The sequence below is a fragment of the Streptomyces sp. NBC_00239 genome, from assembly GCF_036194065.1.
In the GTDB taxonomy this organism is placed as follows: Bacteria; Actinomycetota; Actinomycetes; order Streptomycetales; family Streptomycetaceae; genus Streptomyces.
In genome coordinates this window covers 126,363-144,462 of sequence record NZ_CP108097.1, presented here as the reverse complement: position 1 = coordinate 144,462, position 18,100 = coordinate 126,363, and the positions used below count along the sequence as shown (strand labels likewise).

At 71.3% G+C, this 18,100-nt stretch carries 16 protein-coding genes; 11 read left to right on the top strand and 5 right to left on the bottom strand.

What is annotated here, in order from left to right:
* Nucleotides 1-15 precede the first annotated feature (15 nt).
* A complete protein-coding gene (locus tag OG764_RS39925; protein WP_328973740.1) occupies nt 16-1,368 on the bottom strand; it encodes a lysine N(6)-hydroxylase/L-ornithine N(5)-oxygenase family protein in 1,353 nt (450 codons plus the stop codon).
* 299 nt (nt 1,369-1,667) lie between these two features.
* Between OG764_RS39925 and OG764_RS39920 the strand changes: the two genes are divergently transcribed.
* Nucleotides 1,668-2,312 carry an FMN-binding negative transcriptional regulator gene (locus tag OG764_RS39920; RefSeq protein ID WP_328973739.1) on the top strand — a complete coding sequence of 215 codons (645 nt, stop codon included), beginning with the start codon at nt 1,668-1,670 and terminating at the stop codon, nt 2,310-2,312.
* A gap of 27 nt (nt 2,313-2,339) precedes the next feature.
* On the opposite strand, the gene OG764_RS39915 is transcribed toward OG764_RS39920, so the two are convergent.
* Nucleotides 2,340-3,140, bottom strand: a complete 801-nt coding sequence (locus OG764_RS39915) for an LmbU family transcriptional regulator (protein WP_328973738.1) — start codon at nt 3,138-3,140, stop codon at nt 2,340-2,342.
* 813 nt (nt 3,141-3,953) lie between these two features.
* Between OG764_RS39915 and OG764_RS39910 the strand changes: the two genes are divergently transcribed.
* The 3 genes from OG764_RS39910 (at nt 3,954) to argJ (ending at nt 7,489) form a co-directional block, all read left to right on the top strand.
* Nucleotides 3,954-5,123 (top strand): serine hydrolase domain-containing protein, encoded by a 1,170-nt coding sequence (locus OG764_RS39910; protein ID WP_328973737.1) that lies wholly within the window; start codon nt 3,954-3,956, stop codon nt 5,121-5,123.
* 189 nt (nt 5,124-5,312) lie between these two features.
* The gene (argC, locus tag OG764_RS39905; RefSeq protein ID WP_328973736.1) at nt 5,313-6,341 is read left to right on the top strand and encodes an N-acetyl-gamma-glutamyl-phosphate reductase; all 1,029 of its coding nucleotides are present in this window, start codon (nt 5,313-5,315) and stop codon (nt 6,339-6,341) included.
* On the top strand, nt 6,338-7,489 hold the full coding sequence (gene argJ / locus OG764_RS39900) for a bifunctional glutamate N-acetyltransferase/amino-acid acetyltransferase ArgJ (RefSeq protein ID WP_328973735.1): 1,152 nt from the start codon (nt 6,338-6,340) through the stop codon (nt 7,487-7,489). The genes argC and argJ overlap by 4 nt, the downstream gene beginning before the upstream one ends.
* Here argJ and OG764_RS39895 read toward each other — a convergent pair.
* Nucleotides 7,446-8,747 carry an RNA-guided endonuclease InsQ/TnpB family protein gene (locus OG764_RS39895; RefSeq protein ID WP_328973734.1) on the bottom strand — a complete coding sequence of 434 codons (1,302 nt, stop codon included), beginning with the start codon at nt 8,745-8,747 and terminating at the stop codon, nt 7,446-7,448. The two genes, argJ and OG764_RS39895, sit on opposite strands and share 44 nt — an antisense overlap.
* A gap of 215 nt (nt 8,748-8,962) precedes the next feature.
* On the opposite strand from OG764_RS39895, the gene argB reads away from it, so the two are divergent.
* Together argB and OG764_RS39885 are read left to right on the top strand one after the other, a co-directional pair.
* Nucleotides 8,963-9,868: an acetylglutamate kinase gene (argB, locus tag OG764_RS39890; protein WP_328973733.1), complete on the top strand. Its 906-nt coding sequence runs from the start codon at nt 8,963-8,965 to the stop codon at nt 9,866-9,868.
* A complete protein-coding gene (locus OG764_RS39885; RefSeq protein WP_328973732.1) occupies nt 9,865-11,097 on the top strand; it encodes an acetylornithine transaminase in 1,233 nt (410 codons plus the stop codon). The genes argB and OG764_RS39885 overlap by 4 nt, the downstream gene beginning before the upstream one ends.
* Nucleotides 11,098-11,171: 74 nt before the next feature.
* Here OG764_RS39885 and OG764_RS39880 read toward each other — a convergent pair whose 3' ends face one another.
* Together OG764_RS39880 and OG764_RS39875 are read right to left on the bottom strand one after the other, a co-directional pair.
* Nucleotides 11,172-12,176, bottom strand: a complete 1,005-nt coding sequence (locus OG764_RS39880) for an AfsR/SARP family transcriptional regulator (protein ID WP_328973731.1) — start codon at nt 12,174-12,176, stop codon at nt 11,172-11,174.
* A gap of 32 nt (nt 12,177-12,208) precedes the next feature.
* Entirely contained in the window at nt 12,209-12,955 is a 747-nt protein-coding gene (locus OG764_RS39875; RefSeq protein WP_328973730.1) for a thioesterase II family protein, read from the bottom strand.
* A gap of 633 nt (nt 12,956-13,588) precedes the next feature.
* Here OG764_RS39875 and OG764_RS39870 point away from each other — a divergent pair.
* The 5 genes from OG764_RS39870 to OG764_RS39850 all read left to right on the top strand — a co-directional run bounded on the left by OG764_RS39870 (nt 13,589) and on the right by OG764_RS39850 (nt 18,060).
* A complete protein-coding gene (locus OG764_RS39870) occupies nt 13,589-13,804 on the top strand; it encodes an MbtH family protein (protein ID WP_328973729.1) in 216 nt (71 codons plus the stop codon).
* Nucleotides 13,805-13,918: 114 nt separating this feature from the next.
* Nucleotides 13,919-14,671, top strand: coding sequence for an LmbU family transcriptional regulator (locus OG764_RS39865; RefSeq protein WP_328973728.1), 753 nt, complete (start codon nt 13,919-13,921; stop codon nt 14,669-14,671).
* A gap of 94 nt (nt 14,672-14,765) precedes the next feature.
* Nucleotides 14,766-16,349, top strand: coding sequence for an amino acid adenylation domain-containing protein (locus OG764_RS39860; RefSeq protein ID WP_328973727.1), 1,584 nt, complete (start codon nt 14,766-14,768; stop codon nt 16,347-16,349).
* Nucleotides 16,350-16,383: 34 nt separating this feature from the next.
* The gene (locus OG764_RS39855) at nt 16,384-16,614 is read left to right on the top strand and encodes an acyl carrier protein (RefSeq protein ID WP_328973726.1); all 231 of its coding nucleotides are present in this window, start codon (nt 16,384-16,386) and stop codon (nt 16,612-16,614) included.
* A 258-nt stretch (nt 16,615-16,872) separates the two neighbouring features.
* Complete coding sequence (locus OG764_RS39850; RefSeq protein ID WP_328973725.1) at nt 16,873-18,060, top strand: NAD(P)/FAD-dependent oxidoreductase; 1,188 nt, start codon at nt 16,873-16,875, stop codon at nt 18,058-18,060.
* Nucleotides 18,061-18,100: the final 40 nt, after the last annotated feature.

Sequence of the window (18,100 nt, the reverse complement as noted above, 5' to 3'; positions counted from 1 at the left end):
ATGGGCGTCCGCGGCTCAGACGGCCGAGGACGCCTCCTCCGCGACGCCGAGGCGGTCCAGCTCCCGCTCCGTGCGCCGCATCACGATCGAGTCGGCGATCTCGCCGCTGCGCACCGCGATGTTCGACAGCAGGGCGGACGACAGCCCGTGGCTGTGCTCGGTGCCGCCCTGGACGTAGACGCCGCAGGTCAGCTCCGCCGCGGAGACCAGGCGGTAGTCGCGCTCCACCCGGTGCTTGTTCGCCGCGTCGCGCTCGAAGTGCCGGTCGAAGTCGCCGAGCAGGTGGGCCGGGTCCACGCCGTCGTAGCCGGTCGCGAACACGATCGCGTCGACGGCCAGCTCCTCCGACGACTCGTCGAGGGTCGAGCGCAGGAGCACCCGCGTCTCGTCCCCGGCGCGCTTGACGTCGGTGACCCGGGTGAGGTTGCGGAAGTGCAGCCGCTGGGTGCCGCGCACCTGCTCGTCGTAGGAGCGCTTGTACAGGTCCCGGATGACGTCGGCGTCGACCACCGAGTAGTTGGTGTTGCGGTGGTACCGCCAGAACGCGTCCTGGGCCGAGTCCGTGCCGTAGTAGTACTCGTCGACCGCGGCGGGGTCGAACACCTGGTTGGCGAACGGGGTGTCGTCCGCCACGGAGTAGCCGTACGACGGGAAGACCGCGGAGATCTGGGCGTGCGGCAGCGCGTCGTGGAAGAACCGGGTGATCTCGGCCGCGCTCTGGCCGGCGCCGACCACCGCCACGCTCTTGAGGTCGGCCGCGTCGTGCTGGTGGAACTTGCTCAGGAACTCCGAGCTGTGCCAGACGCGCTCGTCGGCGGCCATGCCGTCCGGCAGGCGCGGCACCAGGCCCGTGGAGATCGCCACGTTGCGCGCGGTGACCACGGTGGTGGCGCCGTCGCTGCCGCGCAGCTCGATCTCCAGGAGGTCGGCCGTGTCGGCGCCCGCCTCGAAGACGGGCCGGATCGCGGTGACCTCGCTGCCGTAGGTGACCTTGTCGTCGAGGCCGGCGGCCGCCCACTCCAGGTACTGGTGGAACTCCTGGCGGGTCGGGAAGAAGTCGTGGTTGTTCACGAACTGCACCAGCCGGTTCTGGGCGTGCAGGTACGAGATGAAGCCGAACCGGGACAGCGGGTTCCTGAAGGTCGCCAGGTCCTTGAGGAACGAGATCTGCATGGTCGTGGAAGGCAGCAGCATGTTCCGGTGCCAGCCGAACTGGGGCTGCCGCTCGAAGAAGTGGGACGTGACCGGGTGCTCCGGCGAGCTCTCCCCGTGCTCCTCCAAGGCGATCGCGAGCGACATGTTGGACGGGCCGAACCCGATACCGATCACGTCGTAGATCTCTTGGTGGCGCCTGCCCGTTATGCCCATAGGAAATTCTCCCGCTCGCGTCTGGAAAGCTCGGCCGGTGGCCCGAGAGACCGTTCTGCAGTCTTGGTCCGGAACTGTTTCAAGGCAACTTGAAGGCAGTAGAAGACCACTAGAGAACTTCTCAAGGTGCTCGATATCCGAAACCGTTGTCCTGTCGACAGGACAACGATATGGTCGGCGCGGATTTTCGAAATCTCCGCTTGGCGCGGCCGATGGCGTAAGTGTCCGGAGTGATATGATCCGTCAATCTCTGGGCCAGAGCCATGCCGTGAGCCAATTTATCGATAGGGTGAATCCGCATGTTCGTGCCCAGCTTTTACCGCGAACCCGACAGTTCGTGGATGGCGGACCTGATCCGTGGCAATCCATTGGCGCTGGCGGTGGCCAACGGCAGTCCCGAGGACGGTCCCTTCGCCACCCACCTGCCGGTCATCTTCGACCCCGAGACGGCCGGCGACTGGTCCGGCGACCTGCCGGGCGTCACGCTGCTCGGCCACATGAACCGGGCGAACCCGCACTGGTCGGCGCTCCAGGACGGCGGCGTCCTGCTGCTGACGTTCACCGGCCCGCACTCCTACGTGTCGCCCACCGTGTACGCGAAGACCCCGGCCGCCCCGACCTGGAACTTCACCTCGGTGCACGTCCGGGGCGTGGTCGAGAAGATCGACTCGATGGAGGAGACCCTGGGCGTGGTGCAGTCCACCGTCCGCGCCTTCGAGGGGGCGTTCGGCAACGGCTGGGACATGACCGAGTCGCTCGACTACTTCCGCCAGATCGCCCCCGGCGTGGGGGCCTTCCGGTTCAAGGTGACCGGGGCCGAGGGCATGTTCAAGCTCAGCCAGGAGCAGCCGGGCGAGGTGCGCGAGCGGGTCCGCGAGTCGTTCGGGGCCAGCGGGTGCACGTACAAGCGCGAGACCGCCGGACTGATGAGCCGGCTGCCGTGACGCGTCGGGGGCCTCGGCGCCGGGCACTCAGGCGCTGATGGCCACCGGCCGCGGCTCCACGGGCCGCACCTCGGCCGGCCGCAACTCCACGGGCCGGACCTCTGCCGCCGCCTCCGCCCGCGCCTCGGCCGGCAGCGCCGCCGCCGGAGCCTCCGCGGGTGCGTCGAGGTCCTCCAGGGCGCTGGCGGCCGCGCTGTCCAGGGTGGTCGTCACCCACTGCTCGAAGTCGACGCCCAGCTGCTCCGCGGCCTTGTGCCACCGCTGGAAGCGGCTGCCGGGGACCTCCAGGACGCGGCGTGGGTCGGCGGGCGCGAGCGGCTGCCGACCGCCTTGGCGGCCTGCGCGGATCGCGCTGCGCAGCTGCTTGGTGGTCCACTGCCCCTGCTCGGCGCGGTCGAGCCAGAGGTTCTGCTCCTCGACGGGCATGGAGGCCAGCTCGGCGTGGTGCTGGAAGCTGAGGGTCGGCCGGCGCCGGCCGAGGTCGAAACGCCGCGAGACCCAGGCGTAGTTGCGCAGGGTCTGGTAGGAGAGGCCGACGGCGCGGATCCCGCGCTGGTACCGGTCGGTGTAGTGGTCCTTGCCGTACCGCATCCAGTCGCCCAGCCACCAGCAGGACGAGTCGAGGATGTCGGCGAGCTGGCGCCCGGCCCGCTCCCACTCGTCGTAGGCCATCCCGTTCGGCATCTGCAGGCCCACCTTGGTCGTCAGGACCTGGCCCCGGCGCGGCGCGGTCTCCGCCGGGCGGGTCTGCCGCGGCGGGGGCTGCGGGAGGGCGGTTGCCGGGCCGCCCTGCGGCCCCGAGGTTAGACCGGCCTGACGCGCCATCATGCCTCCATGAGAAGGGTGTACATAACCGGCGAGAACTCTCGCGGGAGGGGCTGGAGCGGCGCCGGAGCGCCGTTCGAACGGCTGCACGGAGCACGTCAGTGGGCCCGGCGCGGGCGTCCGGCCGCCCCGGCGGTGGACTCCGGCGGCCGGGTGCGTGAGTGCCCGGCGGCCCGCCGGGTTGTCCCGTCGACGGGACAGCGCACGACCGGCGGGCCCGCGGAGCGCGACGCGCCCCAATTCCTTCACGTACGCCCCGCCGGAGGGAATGCTCAATTCCGGCCGGAATTCATTACCTTGGCACAGCGGTATTTTCCCGAGCCGTCATTCGCCGCGATTGAACGACCTTCTCGGGACGCCTTGTAGGCGGGCAATCCCGTATGTTTCCCTCACTGCACTCCCGCGGTCGCACCCCAGTCCCCCTTGGGTGCGGCTGCGGGCACGTCCGGGGCTGCGCGGGCACGTGTTCCCGGGCTGCCGGAGGCGCTCGCGCCGGCCACGCGCCGCCGCACCGGCCGCCCACCGCGCCGCGCCCGCCCCGTGCCACCCGCAGGGTGAGCACGTACGAGCCGGCGGCCCCGGCCCGCAGCCGGCACCCCGAGCCCCGTTCCGCCGCCGACCGAGAACGCGTACGGAACCGGGCACCTCTGCTTCCCCGGCGGGCCGACGAACCCGCCGGGACGACCACCGGGCCGCCACCGACGGCCCCACCGCACTCCGCCCCCCGCGGATCGCGGGAGCACCATCGCGGCTCCGCCGCCACGGACCGCACACGGACGACACCAACCCAGCACAGACGAGTCCCAGGAGCGAAGAATGTCGATACGCAAGAGGTCGAGAACCGGTGTGGTCGCCCTGGCGGCAGCCGCGATCACCGCCACCGTCCTGACGGGCCCCGCCCGCGCGGAGGTCGAGGCCCCGCCGACCTCCCACCAGGCGACGAAGAGCGCCATCGACGCGGCCGTCGCGGCCGGCATCCCCGGCATCACCGCCGAGGCGCGCGACGCCAACGGAGTCTGGAAGACCGCCTCGGGCGTCGGCAACCGGCAGACGGGCGCGCTGCGCGGCAAGAACGACCGGTTCCGCGTCGGCCACCTCACCAGCACCTTCGTGGCGACGGTCCTCCTCCAGATGGAGGCGGAGAGCAAGCTCAGCCTCGACGACACGGTGGAGCGCCACCTGCCGGGCGTGGTGACGGGCAACGGCAACGACGGCAGCAAGATCACCGTACGGCAGGTCCTCAACCACAGCAGCGGCCTGTTCGACTACTTCTCCGACAGCGCGTACGTCGACACGTACGTCCTGGACGGGTACCTCCAGCACCGGTACGAGACCATGGCGCACGACAAGCGCCTGAAGGTGGCCCTCGCGCACGCGCCGGTGTTCCAGCCCGGTGCCCGCCACGGGTTCTCCAACACCAACGACGTCCTGGCCGCGCTGATCCTGGAGAAGATCGCCGGCCGGTCCTACGAGACCGAGGTGCGCAAGCGCATCATCGAACCCCTGGGCCTCTACGCGACGTCCAACCCCGGCAACAGCGTCTTCCTGCCGCAGCCGAGCGGCCGCGGCTACTCCAAGCCCTTCTTCCGCACGCAGCCGAACCGGATCGACGACGTCACCGAGGTGAACGGTTCGCAGATCTGGGGCAGCGGCGACATCATCTCCAGCGCGAACGACCTGAACCGGTTCTTCGGCGCCCTGATGCGCGGGCAGCTGCTGCCGGCGCAGCAGATGCAGGAGCTGAAGACCACCATCGTCAACCCCGAGATGCCGTTCACGTCCTACGGACTGGGCATCGAGAAGCTGACGCTGGGCTGCGGCACCACCCTGTGGTACCGCGACGGCGGCACGGTGGGCTGGCTCTCCCTGGTCGCCCTCACCGAGGACGGCAGCCACCAGCTCACCTTCAACTACAACAGCGACTGGCGGGCGGACGACCTCATCGCCATCCTCAGCGCCGAGTTCTGCCAGACGCCTGCCAGCTGAGCCGGGCCGCGCGAACGCACCCTCCCCGACATGCGGCGACCAGCCGCCGGCGTGGTGCGGGCACGGCACCTGTGAGCCGTGGCGCCGAGGTTCCGCAGCTGTTTCTGCGGTGGTCATCCACCAGGCGCATGCGATTGACGGCAGGGCCCGGATCGCGTGAAACGACATGTCTGTCAACCGGGAGGGTTTATGAAAGTGCGAGCAGCCGTGGTGGGAGCGAGCGGGTACGCGGGGGGTGAGATCCTGCGCCTGCTGCTGGCCCACCCCGAGGTGGAGATCGGCGCCCTGACCGGGCACTCCAGCGCGGGACAGCGCCTGGGCACGCTCCAGCCGCACCTGGCCCCGCTGGCCGAGCGGGAGCTGCTGCCCACCACCGTCGACGCCGTCAAGGGCCACGACGTGGTGTTCCTCGCCCTGCCGCACGGCCAGTCCGCCGCCGTCGCCGAGCAACTGGGCGACACCGCGCTCGTCATCGACTGCGGCGCGGACTTCCGCCTCGCGGACGCGGCCGACTGGGAGACGTTCTACGGCTCCCCGCACGCGGGCACCTGGCCGTACGGCCTGCCCGAGCTGCCCGGCGGCCGCGCCGCGCTGGCGGGATCCAAGCGCATCGCGGTGCCGGGCTGCTACCCGACCTCGGTCCTGCTGGCCCTGTTCCCCGCGTACGCGGCGGGGCTGGCCGAACCCGAGGCGGTCGTCGTCGCGGCGTCCGGCACGTCCGGCGCCGGCAAGGCGCCCAAGGCCGACCTGCTCGGCAGCGAGGTCATGGGCTCCATGCGGCCGTACGGCGTGGGCGGCGGCCATCGGCACACGCCCGAGATGGCGCAGCACCTCGGCGCCGCCGCGGGCACCCCCGTCGCCGTCTCCTTCACCCCCACCCTGGCCCCGATGCCGCGCGGCATCCTCGCCACCTGCTCCGCGAAGGCCGTCCCCGGCACCACCGCGGAGTCCGTGCGCGCCGCGTACGAGAAGGCCTACGCCGACGAGCCGTTCGTGCGGCTGCTGCCCGAGGGCCAGTGGCCCGCCACGGCCGCCGTCCACGGGTCGAACGCCGCGCAGGTCCAGGTGGTGTTCGACCCGGCGGTCGGCCGCATCATCGCCATCAGCGCCATCGACAACCTCACCAAGGGCACCGCGGGCGGCGCGATCCAGAGCATGAACATCGCCCTCGGCCTCCCCGAGGACCTCGGGCTTTCCACGATCGGAGTCGCACCGTGAGCGTGACCGCAGCACAGGGATTCACGGCGGCGGGCATCGCCGCGGGAATCAAGCAGAACGGCAACCCGGACCTGGCGCTCGTCGTCAACACCGGGCCGCGCCGTGCCGCGGCGGGCGTCTTCACCTCCAACCGCGTGCAGGCCGCCCCCGTCCAGTGGTCCCGGCAGGTCCTCGGGGACGGCGGGATCCGCGCGGTCGTGCTCAACTCCGGCGGGGCCAACGCCTGCACCGGCCCGCAGGGCGTCAACGACACGTACGACACCGCCGCGCGGACCGCCGAACTGCTCGGCCTGGACACGGCGGACGTGGCGGTCTGCTCCACCGGCCTCATCGGCGTGCTGCTGCCCATGGACCGCGTCCTGGCCGGCATCGAGACCGCCGTCGCCGGACTGTCCGAGTCCGGCGGCGAGGACGCGGCGGTCGCGGTCATGACCACCGACTCGGTGCACAAGACGGCTGCGGTCACCCGGGACGGGTGGACGGTCGGCGGGATGGCCAAGGGCGCGGGCATGCTCGCCCCCGGCCTGGCCACCATGCTGGTCGTGCTGACCACGGACGCCGACGTCGACAGCGCGGCCCTGGACACGGCGCTGCGGGCCGCGACCCGTACGACCTTCGACCGGGTCGACTCCGACGGCTGCATGTCCACCAACGACACCGTGCTGCTGCTCTCCTCCGGCGCCGCCGGCGTCACCCCCGGGTACGCCGAGTTCGCCGAGGCCGTCGGCGAGGTCTGCGCCGACCTGGCCCGCCAGCTCATCGGCGACGCCGAGGGCGCCAGCAAGGAGATCCGCATCGAGGTCGTCGGCGCCGCCACCGAGGACGACGCCGTCGAGGTCGGCCGCTCCATCGCCCGCAACAACCTCCTCAAGTGCGCCATCCACGGCGAGGACCCCAACTGGGGCCGCGTCCTGTCCGCCATCGGCACCACCTCCGCCGCCTTCGAACCCGACCAGCTCCACGTCGCCATCAACGACGTGTGGGTCTGCAAGAACGGGTCGATGGGCGAGGACCGCGAGCTGGTGGACATGACCGGCCGCGAAGTCGCGATCACCGTGGACCTCGGCGCGGGCTCCGACTCCGCCGTCATCTGGGCCAACGACCTCACCGCCGACTACGTCCACGAGAACAGCGAGTACGCGTCTTGACGTCCTCCCCGCCCTGAAGGGCAGGGGCTCCCGTCGGCCTGCCGGTGGTGACCGGCGGTGGCTCCGGGTGGGTTCCCCGTTCGTCGGGCCGTGCCTGGTGCGGGATTGCCACGCCGGGTCTCACCGGCCCTCCAGGGGCGTTTAGCCTCTCCGCCCGTCCGGCGGCGAGGACCACATGCGACGCATTGAGGTCACGGTCATGGAGAGTCCCGCAGGCACCGCAGGTCCACTCGCGGACGTGCAGGGGCTTCTTGCCGTCCACGACCCAGCACACGTGGCAGGTCTGGGACGACGGAAGCCACCGCGACACGACGCCGACGTGGCGGCCGTAGCGGGCTGCTTTGTCCTCCAGGATGCGGCGGAAGGTGCCCCGGGCGGCGTCGTGGACGGACTTCGCGAGGCGGGTGCGTGCGAGGCCGGAGACCGCCGGGTCTTCGAGGTAGACCGCTTGGTTGTCGCGGATCAGCCTCGAAGCCTGCTGGTGGCACCAGTCCCGCCGCGCATCGGCCACCCGGGCATGAGCACGGGCGACCTTGATCCGGGCCTTCGCCCGGTTCCTCGACCCCTTCGCCTTCCGGCTCAGGGTCTGCTGGGCCTTCCTCGGTTTCCGCTCCGCGCGGCGCAGGAAACGCGGGTTGTCGATCGTCGTGCCGTCGGAGAGGACGGCGTACGTGGTCAGTCCCAGGTCGATGCCGACCTCGGACTCCACCGGGGGAAGCTCGGCCGGTTCCACTTCGACGACGAAGGAGGCGAAGTAGCGGCCTGCCGCGTCCTTGATCACGGTCACGGACGACGGTGCGGACGGCAGGGGCCGGGACCAGCGCACGCGCAGGTCGCCGATCTTCGCGAGGTTCAGGCGGCCGTTGTCGCGGAGCCGGAAACCGTTCTTCGAGGAGCGGACCGACTGCCGGTGGTCCGACTTCTTCTTGAACACCGGCAGCCCCACCCGGCGGCCGCGCCGCTTCCCCGACACCGAAGCGAAGAAATTCGCGTAGGCGGTGTCGAGGTCGCGGAGCGAGGACTGCAAGGCGTCCACCGACACGTCCGCGAGCCAGGCCCGCTCGGGAGTCTTCTTCGCTTCGGTGATCATCCGGCGAGCCAGTTCCCCCGCCGGGATGCGGGACTTGTCCGCCGCGTACGCGGCCTTCCGGACGGCCAGCGCATCGTTGAACACCACCCGGGCGCATCCGAACGTACGGGCCAGCGCGATGCGCTGACCAGGCGTCGGCTCGATCCGGAAGGAATACCGCAGATGCACGCGGCCAACGTAACGGCCGCCACTGACAACGCTGTTCAGCCCCGGCGGCGGAACGGCTTTCCCTGCCCTGCTCCGCAGGAGCTTCGTTACCTCCCCCGGCGGAAACCGGGGATATCCACGAAGGAGACCCGATGAGTGCCTCTCCGGGCCCTCTACCGACATCCCGACAGGCTTCCCGGTCCACCGGTCGCGACCGTTGCGGCGGGCCGGCGGCGTTGGCGAAGGCGCAGGTCCTCGTCGAGGCGCTGCCCTGGATCGCGCGGCACCACGGCAAGACCGTCGTCATCAAGTTCGGCGGCAACGCCATGATCGACGACGAGCTCAAGACGGCCTTCGCCCAGGACGTCCTCTTCCTGCGGCACGCCGGCCTGAACCCCGTCGTGGTGCACGGCGGCGGTCCGCAGATCAGTGCGCAGCTCGACCGCCTCGGCCTGGAGTCCCACTTCGAGGGCGGCCTGCGCGTCACCACCGACGAGACCATGGACGTCGTCCGCATGGTCCTCGCCGGGCAGGTGCAGCGCGAGCTCGTCGGGCTGCTCAACGAGCACGGTGCGCACGCGGTCGGCATGACGGGCGAGGACGCCCGCCTGATGACCGCCACCAAGCGCTACGCGGAGATCGACGGCGAGCCCGTGGACATCGGCCGCGTCGGCGACGTCGCCGACGTCGACACCGGGGTCGTCCAGGCCCTCATCGACAACGGGCGGATCCCCGTCATCTCCTCCATCGCCCGGCCCGAGGACGCCAAGGACGCCGCCGGGGGCGGCGTGTTCAACGTCAACGCCGACACCGCCGCCGCGGCGCTCGCCGCCGCGCTCGGCGCCGAGGCGCTGCTGATCCTGACCGACGTCGAGGGCCTGTACGCGAACTGGCCGCACAGCGACGAGGTGATCTCCCGGCTGACCGCCGGCGAGCTGGCGCGGCTGCTGCCGGGCCTCGCCTCCGGGATGCGTCCCAAGATGGCGGGCTGCCTGCACGCCGTGAACAACGGGGTGCGCACCGCCCGCGTCATCGACGGCCGGGTCAAGCACTCCATCCTGATGCAGATCTTCGCCGGTGACGGCGCCGGCACGGTGGTCGTGCCGGACGACGACGTGAGCTTCGAGGGAGCGACCGCATGAGCGGGGCGGACATCACCGGACCGGACTTCACCGGGGCCGGCAACGCGGCGCTGACCCGCCGCTGGCAGGGCTCCATGATGGACAACTTCGGCACTCCCCGGCTGCCGCTGGTGCGGGGCCAGGGCGCCCGGGTCTGGGACGCGGAGGGCAACGAGTACCTCGACTTCGTCGGCGGCATCGCGGTCAACTCGCTCGGCCACGCGCACCCCGCGGTCGTACGGGCCGTCTACGAGCAGGTCGCCTCGCTCGGGCACGTCTCCAACCTGTTCATCGCCGAACCGACCGTCCGCCTGGCCGAGCGGCTGATGCAGATCTCCGGGCGCCGCGGCCGGGTCTACTTCTCCAACTCCGGCGCCGAGGCCAACGAGGCGGCCTTCAAGATCGGCCGGCTGACCGGCCGCACGCACATGGTGTCGGCCTCCGGCGGCTTCCACGGCCGCACCATGGGCGCCCTGGCCCTGACCGGGCAGCCCGCCAAGCAGCGCCCCTTCCAGCCGCTGCCGGGCCACGTCACGCACGTGCCGTACGGGGACGTCGAGGCGCTGCGCGCCGCCGTCACCCCGCAGACCGCGCTGGTGATGCTGGAGCCCCTGCAGGGCGAGAACGGCGTGGTCGTGCCGCCGCGCGGCTACCTGCGGGCCGCCCGCGAGATCACCGCGGCGACGGGCACCCTCCTCGTCCTGGACGAGATCCAGACCGGCATCGGGCGCACGGGCCGCTGGTTCGCGGCCCAGGCCGAAGGCGTCGAGGCGGACGTCGTCACGCTCGCCAAGGGCCTGGGCGGCGGCCTGCCCATCGGCGCGACCCTCGCCTTCGGCGCGGCGGCGGACCTGCTCACGCCCGGTACGCACGGCTCCACCTTCGGCGGGAACCCCGTGGTGTGCGCGGCGGCCCTCGCCGTGCTGGACACGATCGAGGGGACGGACATCCTCGACCACGTGACGTTGACGGGGGAGCGGCTGCGGCTCGGTCTGGAGCGGCTGGGCCACCCGTTGGTGCGCGAGGTCCGCGGCGCCGGCCTGCTGCTGGGCGTCGTCCTCGAAGGGGAGCACGCGGCGCTCGTGCAGCAGGCGGCCCAGGACAAGGGCCTCCTGGTGAACGCGGTGATGCCGGACGTCGTCCGGCTCGCCCCGCCGCTGATCGTGTCGGACCGGGAGGTGGACGTCTTCCTCGACCGCTTCCTGGCGGCCCTGTCCGACGTCCTCGACGAGGTCCTGGTACCGGCCTGACCCCCCTGCGGCCCGTGGGACGGCCCCTCCGGAGGCCCTTGCGCGGGCCCCGGAGCACCCCCCCCGTGGGGCCCTTACGCGGGCACGGACCCGGCGGTCACCCGCTGGGCCGTGCCCGCGGTCAGCTCGTTGAAGCGGCGCAGCAGCTGGTTCTGCTCCTGCTGGAGCCGCTCGATGCGGCGGTGCAGGCGGGCCATCTCCTCGCCCAGCGGGAGCGCCGCGTCGCCGGCCGGCGGTTCGTCCTCGGCGGGCGCCGGCGCGGGCCGGGCGGGGCCGGCCGGGCGGCGGGCGGGGGCCGTGGCGAGGGCCGGGTCGTGGTGGAGGATCGCCTCCATCAGGCCGCGCAGCGCGGGGCCCGGCTCGACTCCGAGTTCGCGCACGATGCGGCTGCGGGCCTGTTCGTACACGCGCAGCGCCTCCGCCTGTCGGCCGCAGCGGTAGAGGGCGACCATCAGCAGGTCGTAGAAGCGCTCCCGCAGGGGGTGGTCGGTGGTCAGCTCCACGAGTTCGCCGGTGATCTCGCAGTGCCGCCCGGTGCGCAGGTACGCGTCGTACATCATCTCCAGGGCGGTCAGCCGGTGTTCCTCCAGCTGGGCGGCCTTGGCGGCGCAGATGTCGCCGAGCACGCTGCCCTCCAGGGCCGGGCCGCGCCACAGCGACAGCGCCCGGCGCAGCAGCTCGCCGGCCTGTGCCGGGTCGGCGGGCAGGATCCGGCGGGCCGTGTCGGTCAGCTCCTGGAAGCGCGCGGCGTCGGTTTCGACGGAGGCGAGCTGGAGGGTGTAGCCGCGCGCGGTGGTGACGATCCACGGGTGCGGTGCGTGCTGCGCGGCGCCGCCGGCGACTTCCGGGCCGGACAGCAGCCGGCGCAGCCGGGCCACGTGGACGTGCAGCGCGTTGTCGGCGTGGGCGGGCGGGTGTTCGCCCCACAGCTCGTCGATGAGCCGTTGCACGGAGACGTTGTGGCCGGCCTTGGCCACCAGCGCGCCCAGCAGTGCGCGCTGCTTGGCTCCGGTGGGAAGGATCCGCAGACCGGTCCGTTCGTCCTGGACTTCCACGAGACCGAGAATGCGGAACTGCATCTCTTCCCCTCACGCAGGCTGGGAACTCAGGTTCAGGAGGAGCGCGTCGCGCCGGCCGCGTCGAGTGCCGCGGTCGCGTCGTGTTCGATCTGGCGCAGCACCGGACCGGGATCGTCCAGGAAGTAGAAGTGGCCGCCGTCGAAGACGCGCAGGCCCAGGAAGTGCTCGCTGTGCTCTTCCCAGCCGGCCATCCGCTCGGGTGAGGCGCCGAGGTCCTCGCGACCCGCGTAGGCGGACAGTGCCACGGGCAGCGGGGCGGCGTCGGGGGCCGGCCGCCAGTTCTCCACCAGGCTCAGGTCGGCCCGGATGACCGGGGCGAACAGGGTCCACAGGTCGGGGTCGTCGAAGACCCCGTCCGGTGTGCCGCCGAGCTCCTTCAGCCGCAGGCGCAGCTGGTCGTCGGGCAGTACGTGGTACGGGTCGCGGGCCCCCGGCACCTGCGGCGCGGTGCGTGCCGAGACACCGATCCACACCGGCAGCGGCAGGCCCCGGTCGACGATCCGCCGGGTGATCTCGTACGTCACCAGGGCGCCCATGCTGTGCCCGAAGAAGGCGTACGGGCAGGTCAGGTCGTCCTCGATGCTGCTCAGCAGGAAGTCGGCGAGGCGGCCGGCGTCCGCGATCAGCGGGGTGTCGAGGAGGAGGCCGTGGCCCGGGGCGTCGAGCAGCCGCACGTCCCACGTGTCGGGGAGCCCGGCCGGCCAGTGGCGGTACAGCAGGTGTGAGCCCCCCGCGTGGTGCAGGACGAACAGGCGCAAGGCAGGTGGGGTGCCGTACATCTCTCTCCCTCGGTCGGGCCGCGCATCCTCGGACGATAGAACGGTCGCCGGCCGGCCGGGTGCGGGCCCCAGGCGGTCTCCACCGGTGGTGTGGCGGTTCTCGAGCGGGCCTCGGCCGTGCGGCGCGGACGGCGGGGGCCGGACACGGGGATGCGGGCGGGCGGGCGTCGGGGAGGTGTCCTGAAACCCCGGGTGCGGCTGTGCCGGATCCCGTGTGGTTCTCGAGCGGTCCGCGACCGGCGGTGGCGCGGCCCGTGGCCCGCGGGTGCTGGGTGAAGTGGCTGGTCAGAGTGGGTTGTTCGGGGTCCGGTGGGTTCGGTGGCCGGCCCGGGCGCGGGTGCGCGCGGCCGTGGCCGGGGGCCCGCCCGCTCCTTGAGTGGATCTTGACCGGGCCTCAAAAGGGGCGTGGTTACAGTGGGCGAGTCGGCCACTGGCAACACGGTCAGCCAAGCCCGTACGACCACATGCGGCCCGGCCCAGAAGGCGAGGGTCGCGCACCGCCGCTCGAACCGGAGCGGTCAGGGAACGGGCCGATCGGCTGCCGTCCGTTCCTCATCCCAGGAACGCGAGGCAGCCGGTCTCCCGGCGATTTCCCACCCCGAGTCACCTCATGACAGCTAAGGACGGTGCCCGTTGAGCACGAACCCCTTCGACGACCAGGACGGCCGCTTCGTCGTTGTCGTCAACGACGAGGACCACCACTCCCTGTGGCCGGTGTTCGCCGAGGTGCCCGCCGGCTGGCGGGTCGTCTTCGGCGAGGCGGGCCGGGCCGAGTGCCTGGAGTACGTCGAGAAGAACTGGACCGACCTGCGCCCCAAGAGCCTGCGCGAGGCCCTCGCGGCGGGCTGAACGCCTCTCGGGGGCGCGCCGGCCGCAGCGGGACGACGGTGACGCCGCCCGGGTGCCCGGCGCAGTGATCGGTGTTACGCCCAGGCAAACCATCTGAGTGGGGAGATGAAGGTTGTGAGCGGCGCTGTGAGGACCGCGAGCAGTTACAAGGCGAGGCCGGTTGCCGGCAGCGCCGAGCCCGCGCAACGCGATGTGGTCCTGTCCTTCGTGGGGTCACAAGCCAAGGTGCAGAAGTCGGGGATGATCCTCCCGCAGAACCTGTCGGAGCGGTCCTGGGAGCAGATCGGGACCAATCTGCGCGAGCTCGCGAACTCCTCGGTGTGGTGGCTCGCCGACTGGATGAACTACGGCGAGGCCACGTACGGGTGGCGGCGGTACAAGGAGGCGATCGAGCGCACCGGGCTCGACTACCAGACCCTGCGCAACTACTCGTGGGTGGCCCGGCGTTTCGAGCACCACCGCAGGCGCGACAGCCTCAGCTTCGCCCACCACGCCGAGGTGGCCCGTCTGGCGCCGCCGGAGCAGGAGTACTGGCTGCGCAAGGCCGAGCAGCAGAAGTGGTCGCGCAACGAACTGCGCCGGTCGGTCCGCGCCAGCCTGGCCGTCCAGAGCGACAAGGCCGAGCTCACCGCGGGCGGCGACGAGCAGCAGGACGTGCCGCGGCTGGCCGACTCGGCCGCCGCCCACAAGCGTCAGCAGAAGGTCGCCAAGCTGACCATCGAGCTGCCCGCGGGCCGGCTGGAGTACCTCGCGAAGACGGCTGCCGCCAACGGCCTGCCCCTGGACCAGTGGGTGGCCCGGGTGCTCGAGGCCGCCGAGCGGGGAACCGCCGGGCAGCCGGAAGCCGCCGACCGCAAGACCGCCTAGGGGCGCATCGCCCGAACGCGCCGGCCCCGACGCCCGTTCGCCGTGGCTCGCCGGCCCTCGTCCGACCGGACACCTCTCACATCGGAGTCAGTTGATGATCCTTCAGGGAAAGCGGGTCGCCCTGCCCGCGGCGCCCGTCGTCCACCGGAAGTTCGAGGCGAACGTGGACGCCACTCCCGACGCCGTCGCCGTCTTCTGGGCCGGCCAGGAGGTGACGTACGCGGAGCTGGACGTCAAGGCGAATCGTTTCGCCCACTTCCTCGCCGCGCGCGGACACGGCCGCGGCGCGAAGGTCGGCGTCTGCCTCGACTACTCGATCGACATGCTGGTCGCCATCCTCGGCACCCTGAAGGCCGGCGCGGCCTACGTCCCCTTCGACCCGGCCTACCCGACGGCGCGCCTGGAGCTGCTGCTGGGCCAGGTGCCCGACCTCGCCCTGATCGTGGCCTCGCCCGCGACGGCCGCGATGGTCGAGTCGGCGAAGGCCGAGGCCGTCGACCTCCAGCAGCTCGCCGACGAGCTCGCCGCCCTCCCGGCGGCCCGCCCCGACGTCGCCGTCACCGGCGACGACATCTGCTACGCGGTCTTCACGTCCGGGTCCACCGGCACGCCGAAGCTGACCGCGGTGCGGCACGAGGGCTGGTTCAACCTGATGAACTGGCTGACGGTCGAGTACGGCCTGACCGGCGAGTCGAACCACCTGGTCGTCAGCGCGTTCGGGTTCGACCTCTCGCAGCGCAGCCTGATGACGCCGCTGTTCTGCGGCGCCACCCAGAACCTGATGGCGAGCCGCAACTTCGACGCCATGATGGCCTACCGCCTGCTGAGCGAGCGCGGCATCCGCGTGGTGCACTGCGCCTCCAGCACCCTCTACCTCCTCGTCGACTGGGAGACCGCGCGCCGCGGCGACGCGCTCACCAAGCTCGACTACGTCCTCTTCGGCGGCGAGGCCCTCAAGGCCGAACGGCTCACGGACTGGATGCGGCGCGAGGGCAACACCTGCACCCTCCTGCACCAGTACGGCGTCGCCGAGTGCACGGACGTCGCGACCTCGTACGACCTCGCGAACCACCGGCCCGGCGAGCAGGCCGTCCCGCCCGTCGGCACGCCGGCCTACAACACCGGCGTCCACCTCCTCGACGAGGAGCTGCGCGGTGTCGCGCCGGGCGAGCCGGGCGAGATCTACATCTCCGGGGCCAGCGTCGGCGCCGGCTACCTCAACAACGGTCCCGAGAACGCCAAGTTCACGACGATCGAGGTCGACGGGGAGCCGCTGCGCGCCTACCGCACGGGCGACCGCGGCCACGTGAACGAAGCCGGCGAGCTCATCGTCCTCGGCCGGATCGACTCCCAGGTGAAGGTGCGCGGCATGCGCATCGACCCCAACGACATCGAGCGCGCGCTCGCCCGGCTGGACGGGGTCCGCGAGGCCGCCGTGGTGGTCACGTACACCGACTCCGGCGAGGCCGAGCTGAGCGCCTTCATCGTCCCGGCCGGGGAGGACCTCGCCGAGAACGACCTGCGCGCCGGGCTGCTGGAGACGCTGCCGCGGAACATGGTGCCGGCCCGGTTCACGAACATCCCGGTCATTCCGCTCAGCCCGAACGGGAAAGTGGACCGCGCGGCACTGGCCGCCGAGAGCAGCCGGCAGTACGCCACCAGCGGCACCGCGGCATAGTCGACGGGCCTTGATGACAAACGAGAGGACTGTGATGATTGCCGACCGCGTGCTCGCCATCTGGCGCCGTGAACTCGAGAACGACGAAATTTCGGTTGACCACGACTTCTTCGCCCTGGGCGGCCAGTCCCTGATCATGGTCAGGATTCAGGGCGCCTATATGGACGAGCTGGACGTCGAGGTCCCCATGGACCAGATGTTCCTCAACCCGACGGTGGCGTCGATCTCGGCGTACATCGAGTCCCTGGGCGTACCGGCCCAGTAGCTCCGGATTCAGCTTCAGGCCCGGTCTTCGGGCCGGTCGGCGCCCTGCCGTGTCTCGCCGGCGAGACACGGCACGGGGTCGGCGTGCGCTTCTCCCACTGGCTCTATGTATTCCGCCAGTTCGAATCGCTAGCATCACTTTCATGCTCCGCAGCGGTAATTCGTCCGCTGCGTCGATAGCGCGCTCAATCACACCGGCTTTTCCGGGTGCGGCCGCGTTGCGTCAAAAAACAACCTGGATAAGAGAGGCGGAGGCGCCATGTACGACGTGATTGTCATCGGTGCCCGTTGTGCGGGGTCGCCGACGGCCATGCTATTCGCGCAGCAGGGTTATCGAGTGCTGCTCCTGGAAAAGGCGAAATTCCCTCAGGACACGCTGTCCTCGCACTACCTCCACATGGAGGGCGTGGCGCTGCTCAACCGCTGGGGGCTGCTGGAGAAGATCGCCGAGTCGGGCGCCCAGCCGATCACCCGCCAGAGCTACACGGGCCCCGGCGTCCGCGTCGAGGGCTTCTCGCTGCCCATCGACGGCCTGACGACCACGTACGCGCCGCGGCGCTACGTGCTCGACCCGATCCTCGCCGAGGGCGCGGTGGCGGCCGGCGTGGACTTCCAGCAGGGCTGCGCGGTCAACGACCTCCTCTGGGAGGACGACCGGGTCGTCGGCGTCAAGTACACGACGCCCGGCGGTGCCCAGGCGACCGAGCGCGCCCGCCTGGTCGTCGGCGCGGACGGCATGCGCTCGCTGGTGGCCCGCAAGGTCCGCGCGGAGAACGTCATCGAGCACCCGCGCCTGACCTGCACCTACTACAGCTACTGGGCCGGCGTCCCGTCCCACTTCGAGCTGTACGAGCGGCCGGGGCAGTGGATCGGCGTCCTGCCGACCAACGACAACCTCACGCTGCTGATGTCCTACTTCCCGCAGCAGGACTACGGCCAGGTCCGCAAGTCGGTCGAGGACTTCTACCTGGAGGCCTTCCGCTCCACGGCGCCCGAGCTCTACGAGCGCATGCAGGAGGGCGAGCGCGTCGAGCAGCTCTACGGCACCGGCCACCAGGAGAACTACTTCCGCAAGGCCTACGGCCCCGGCTGGGTGCTCGTCGGCGACTCGGTGACCCACAAGGACTCCATCACCGCCCGCGGCATCACCGAGGCCTTCGTCCAGGCCCAGTCGCTCACCGACCACATCGGGGCCAACCTGCACGAGGACGCCGCGCTCAACTCGGCGCTGCGGCGCTACGAGGACGACCTCGGCGGCGCGACCCTCAACCACTACCAGGGCGCGCTCAACGTGGCCGAGCTCAAGCCCGAGGGCCGCGTGGAGATGCTGCAGAAGCTGGTCGGCCACCAGGAGCACATCGACCGGTACTTCTCGACCCTGTCGGGTGCCTGCTCCATCGACGACTTCTACAACGACGAACTTCTGACCCTGCTCGACCAGAGCTGAGTGACGACTCGCTCACTGGTTCCGCCGATTTGGAGACACA

Coding starts and splice junctions, on each gene's coding strand:
- OG764_RS39925 (WP_328973740.1), bottom strand. CDS start 1,368: ATGGGCATAACGGGCAGGCGCCACCAAGAGATCTACGACGTGATCGGT.
- OG764_RS39920 (WP_328973739.1), top strand. CDS start 1,668: ATGTTCGTGCCCAGCTTTTACCGCGAACCCGACAGTTCGTGGATGGCG.
- OG764_RS39915 (WP_328973738.1), bottom strand. CDS start 3,140: ATGATGGCGCGTCAGGCCGGTCTAACCTCGGGGCCGCAGGGCGGCCCG.
- OG764_RS39910 (WP_328973737.1), top strand. CDS start 3,954: ATGTCGATACGCAAGAGGTCGAGAACCGGTGTGGTCGCCCTGGCGGCA.
- argC (WP_328973736.1), top strand. CDS start 5,313: ATGAAAGTGCGAGCAGCCGTGGTGGGAGCGAGCGGGTACGCGGGGGGT.
- OG764_RS39885 (WP_328973732.1), top strand. CDS start 9,865: ATGAGCGGGGCGGACATCACCGGACCGGACTTCACCGGGGCCGGCAAC.
- OG764_RS39880 (WP_328973731.1), bottom strand. CDS start 12,176: ATGCAGTTCCGCATTCTCGGTCTCGTGGAAGTCCAGGACGAACGGACC.
- OG764_RS39875 (WP_328973730.1), bottom strand. CDS start 12,955: ATGTACGGCACCCCACCTGCCTTGCGCCTGTTCGTCCTGCACCACGCG.
- OG764_RS39860 (WP_328973727.1), top strand. CDS start 14,766: ATGATCCTTCAGGGAAAGCGGGTCGCCCTGCCCGCGGCGCCCGTCGTC.
- OG764_RS39855 (WP_328973726.1), top strand. CDS start 16,384: ATGATTGCCGACCGCGTGCTCGCCATCTGGCGCCGTGAACTCGAGAAC.
- OG764_RS39850 (WP_328973725.1), top strand. CDS start 16,873: ATGTACGACGTGATTGTCATCGGTGCCCGTTGTGCGGGGTCGCCGACG.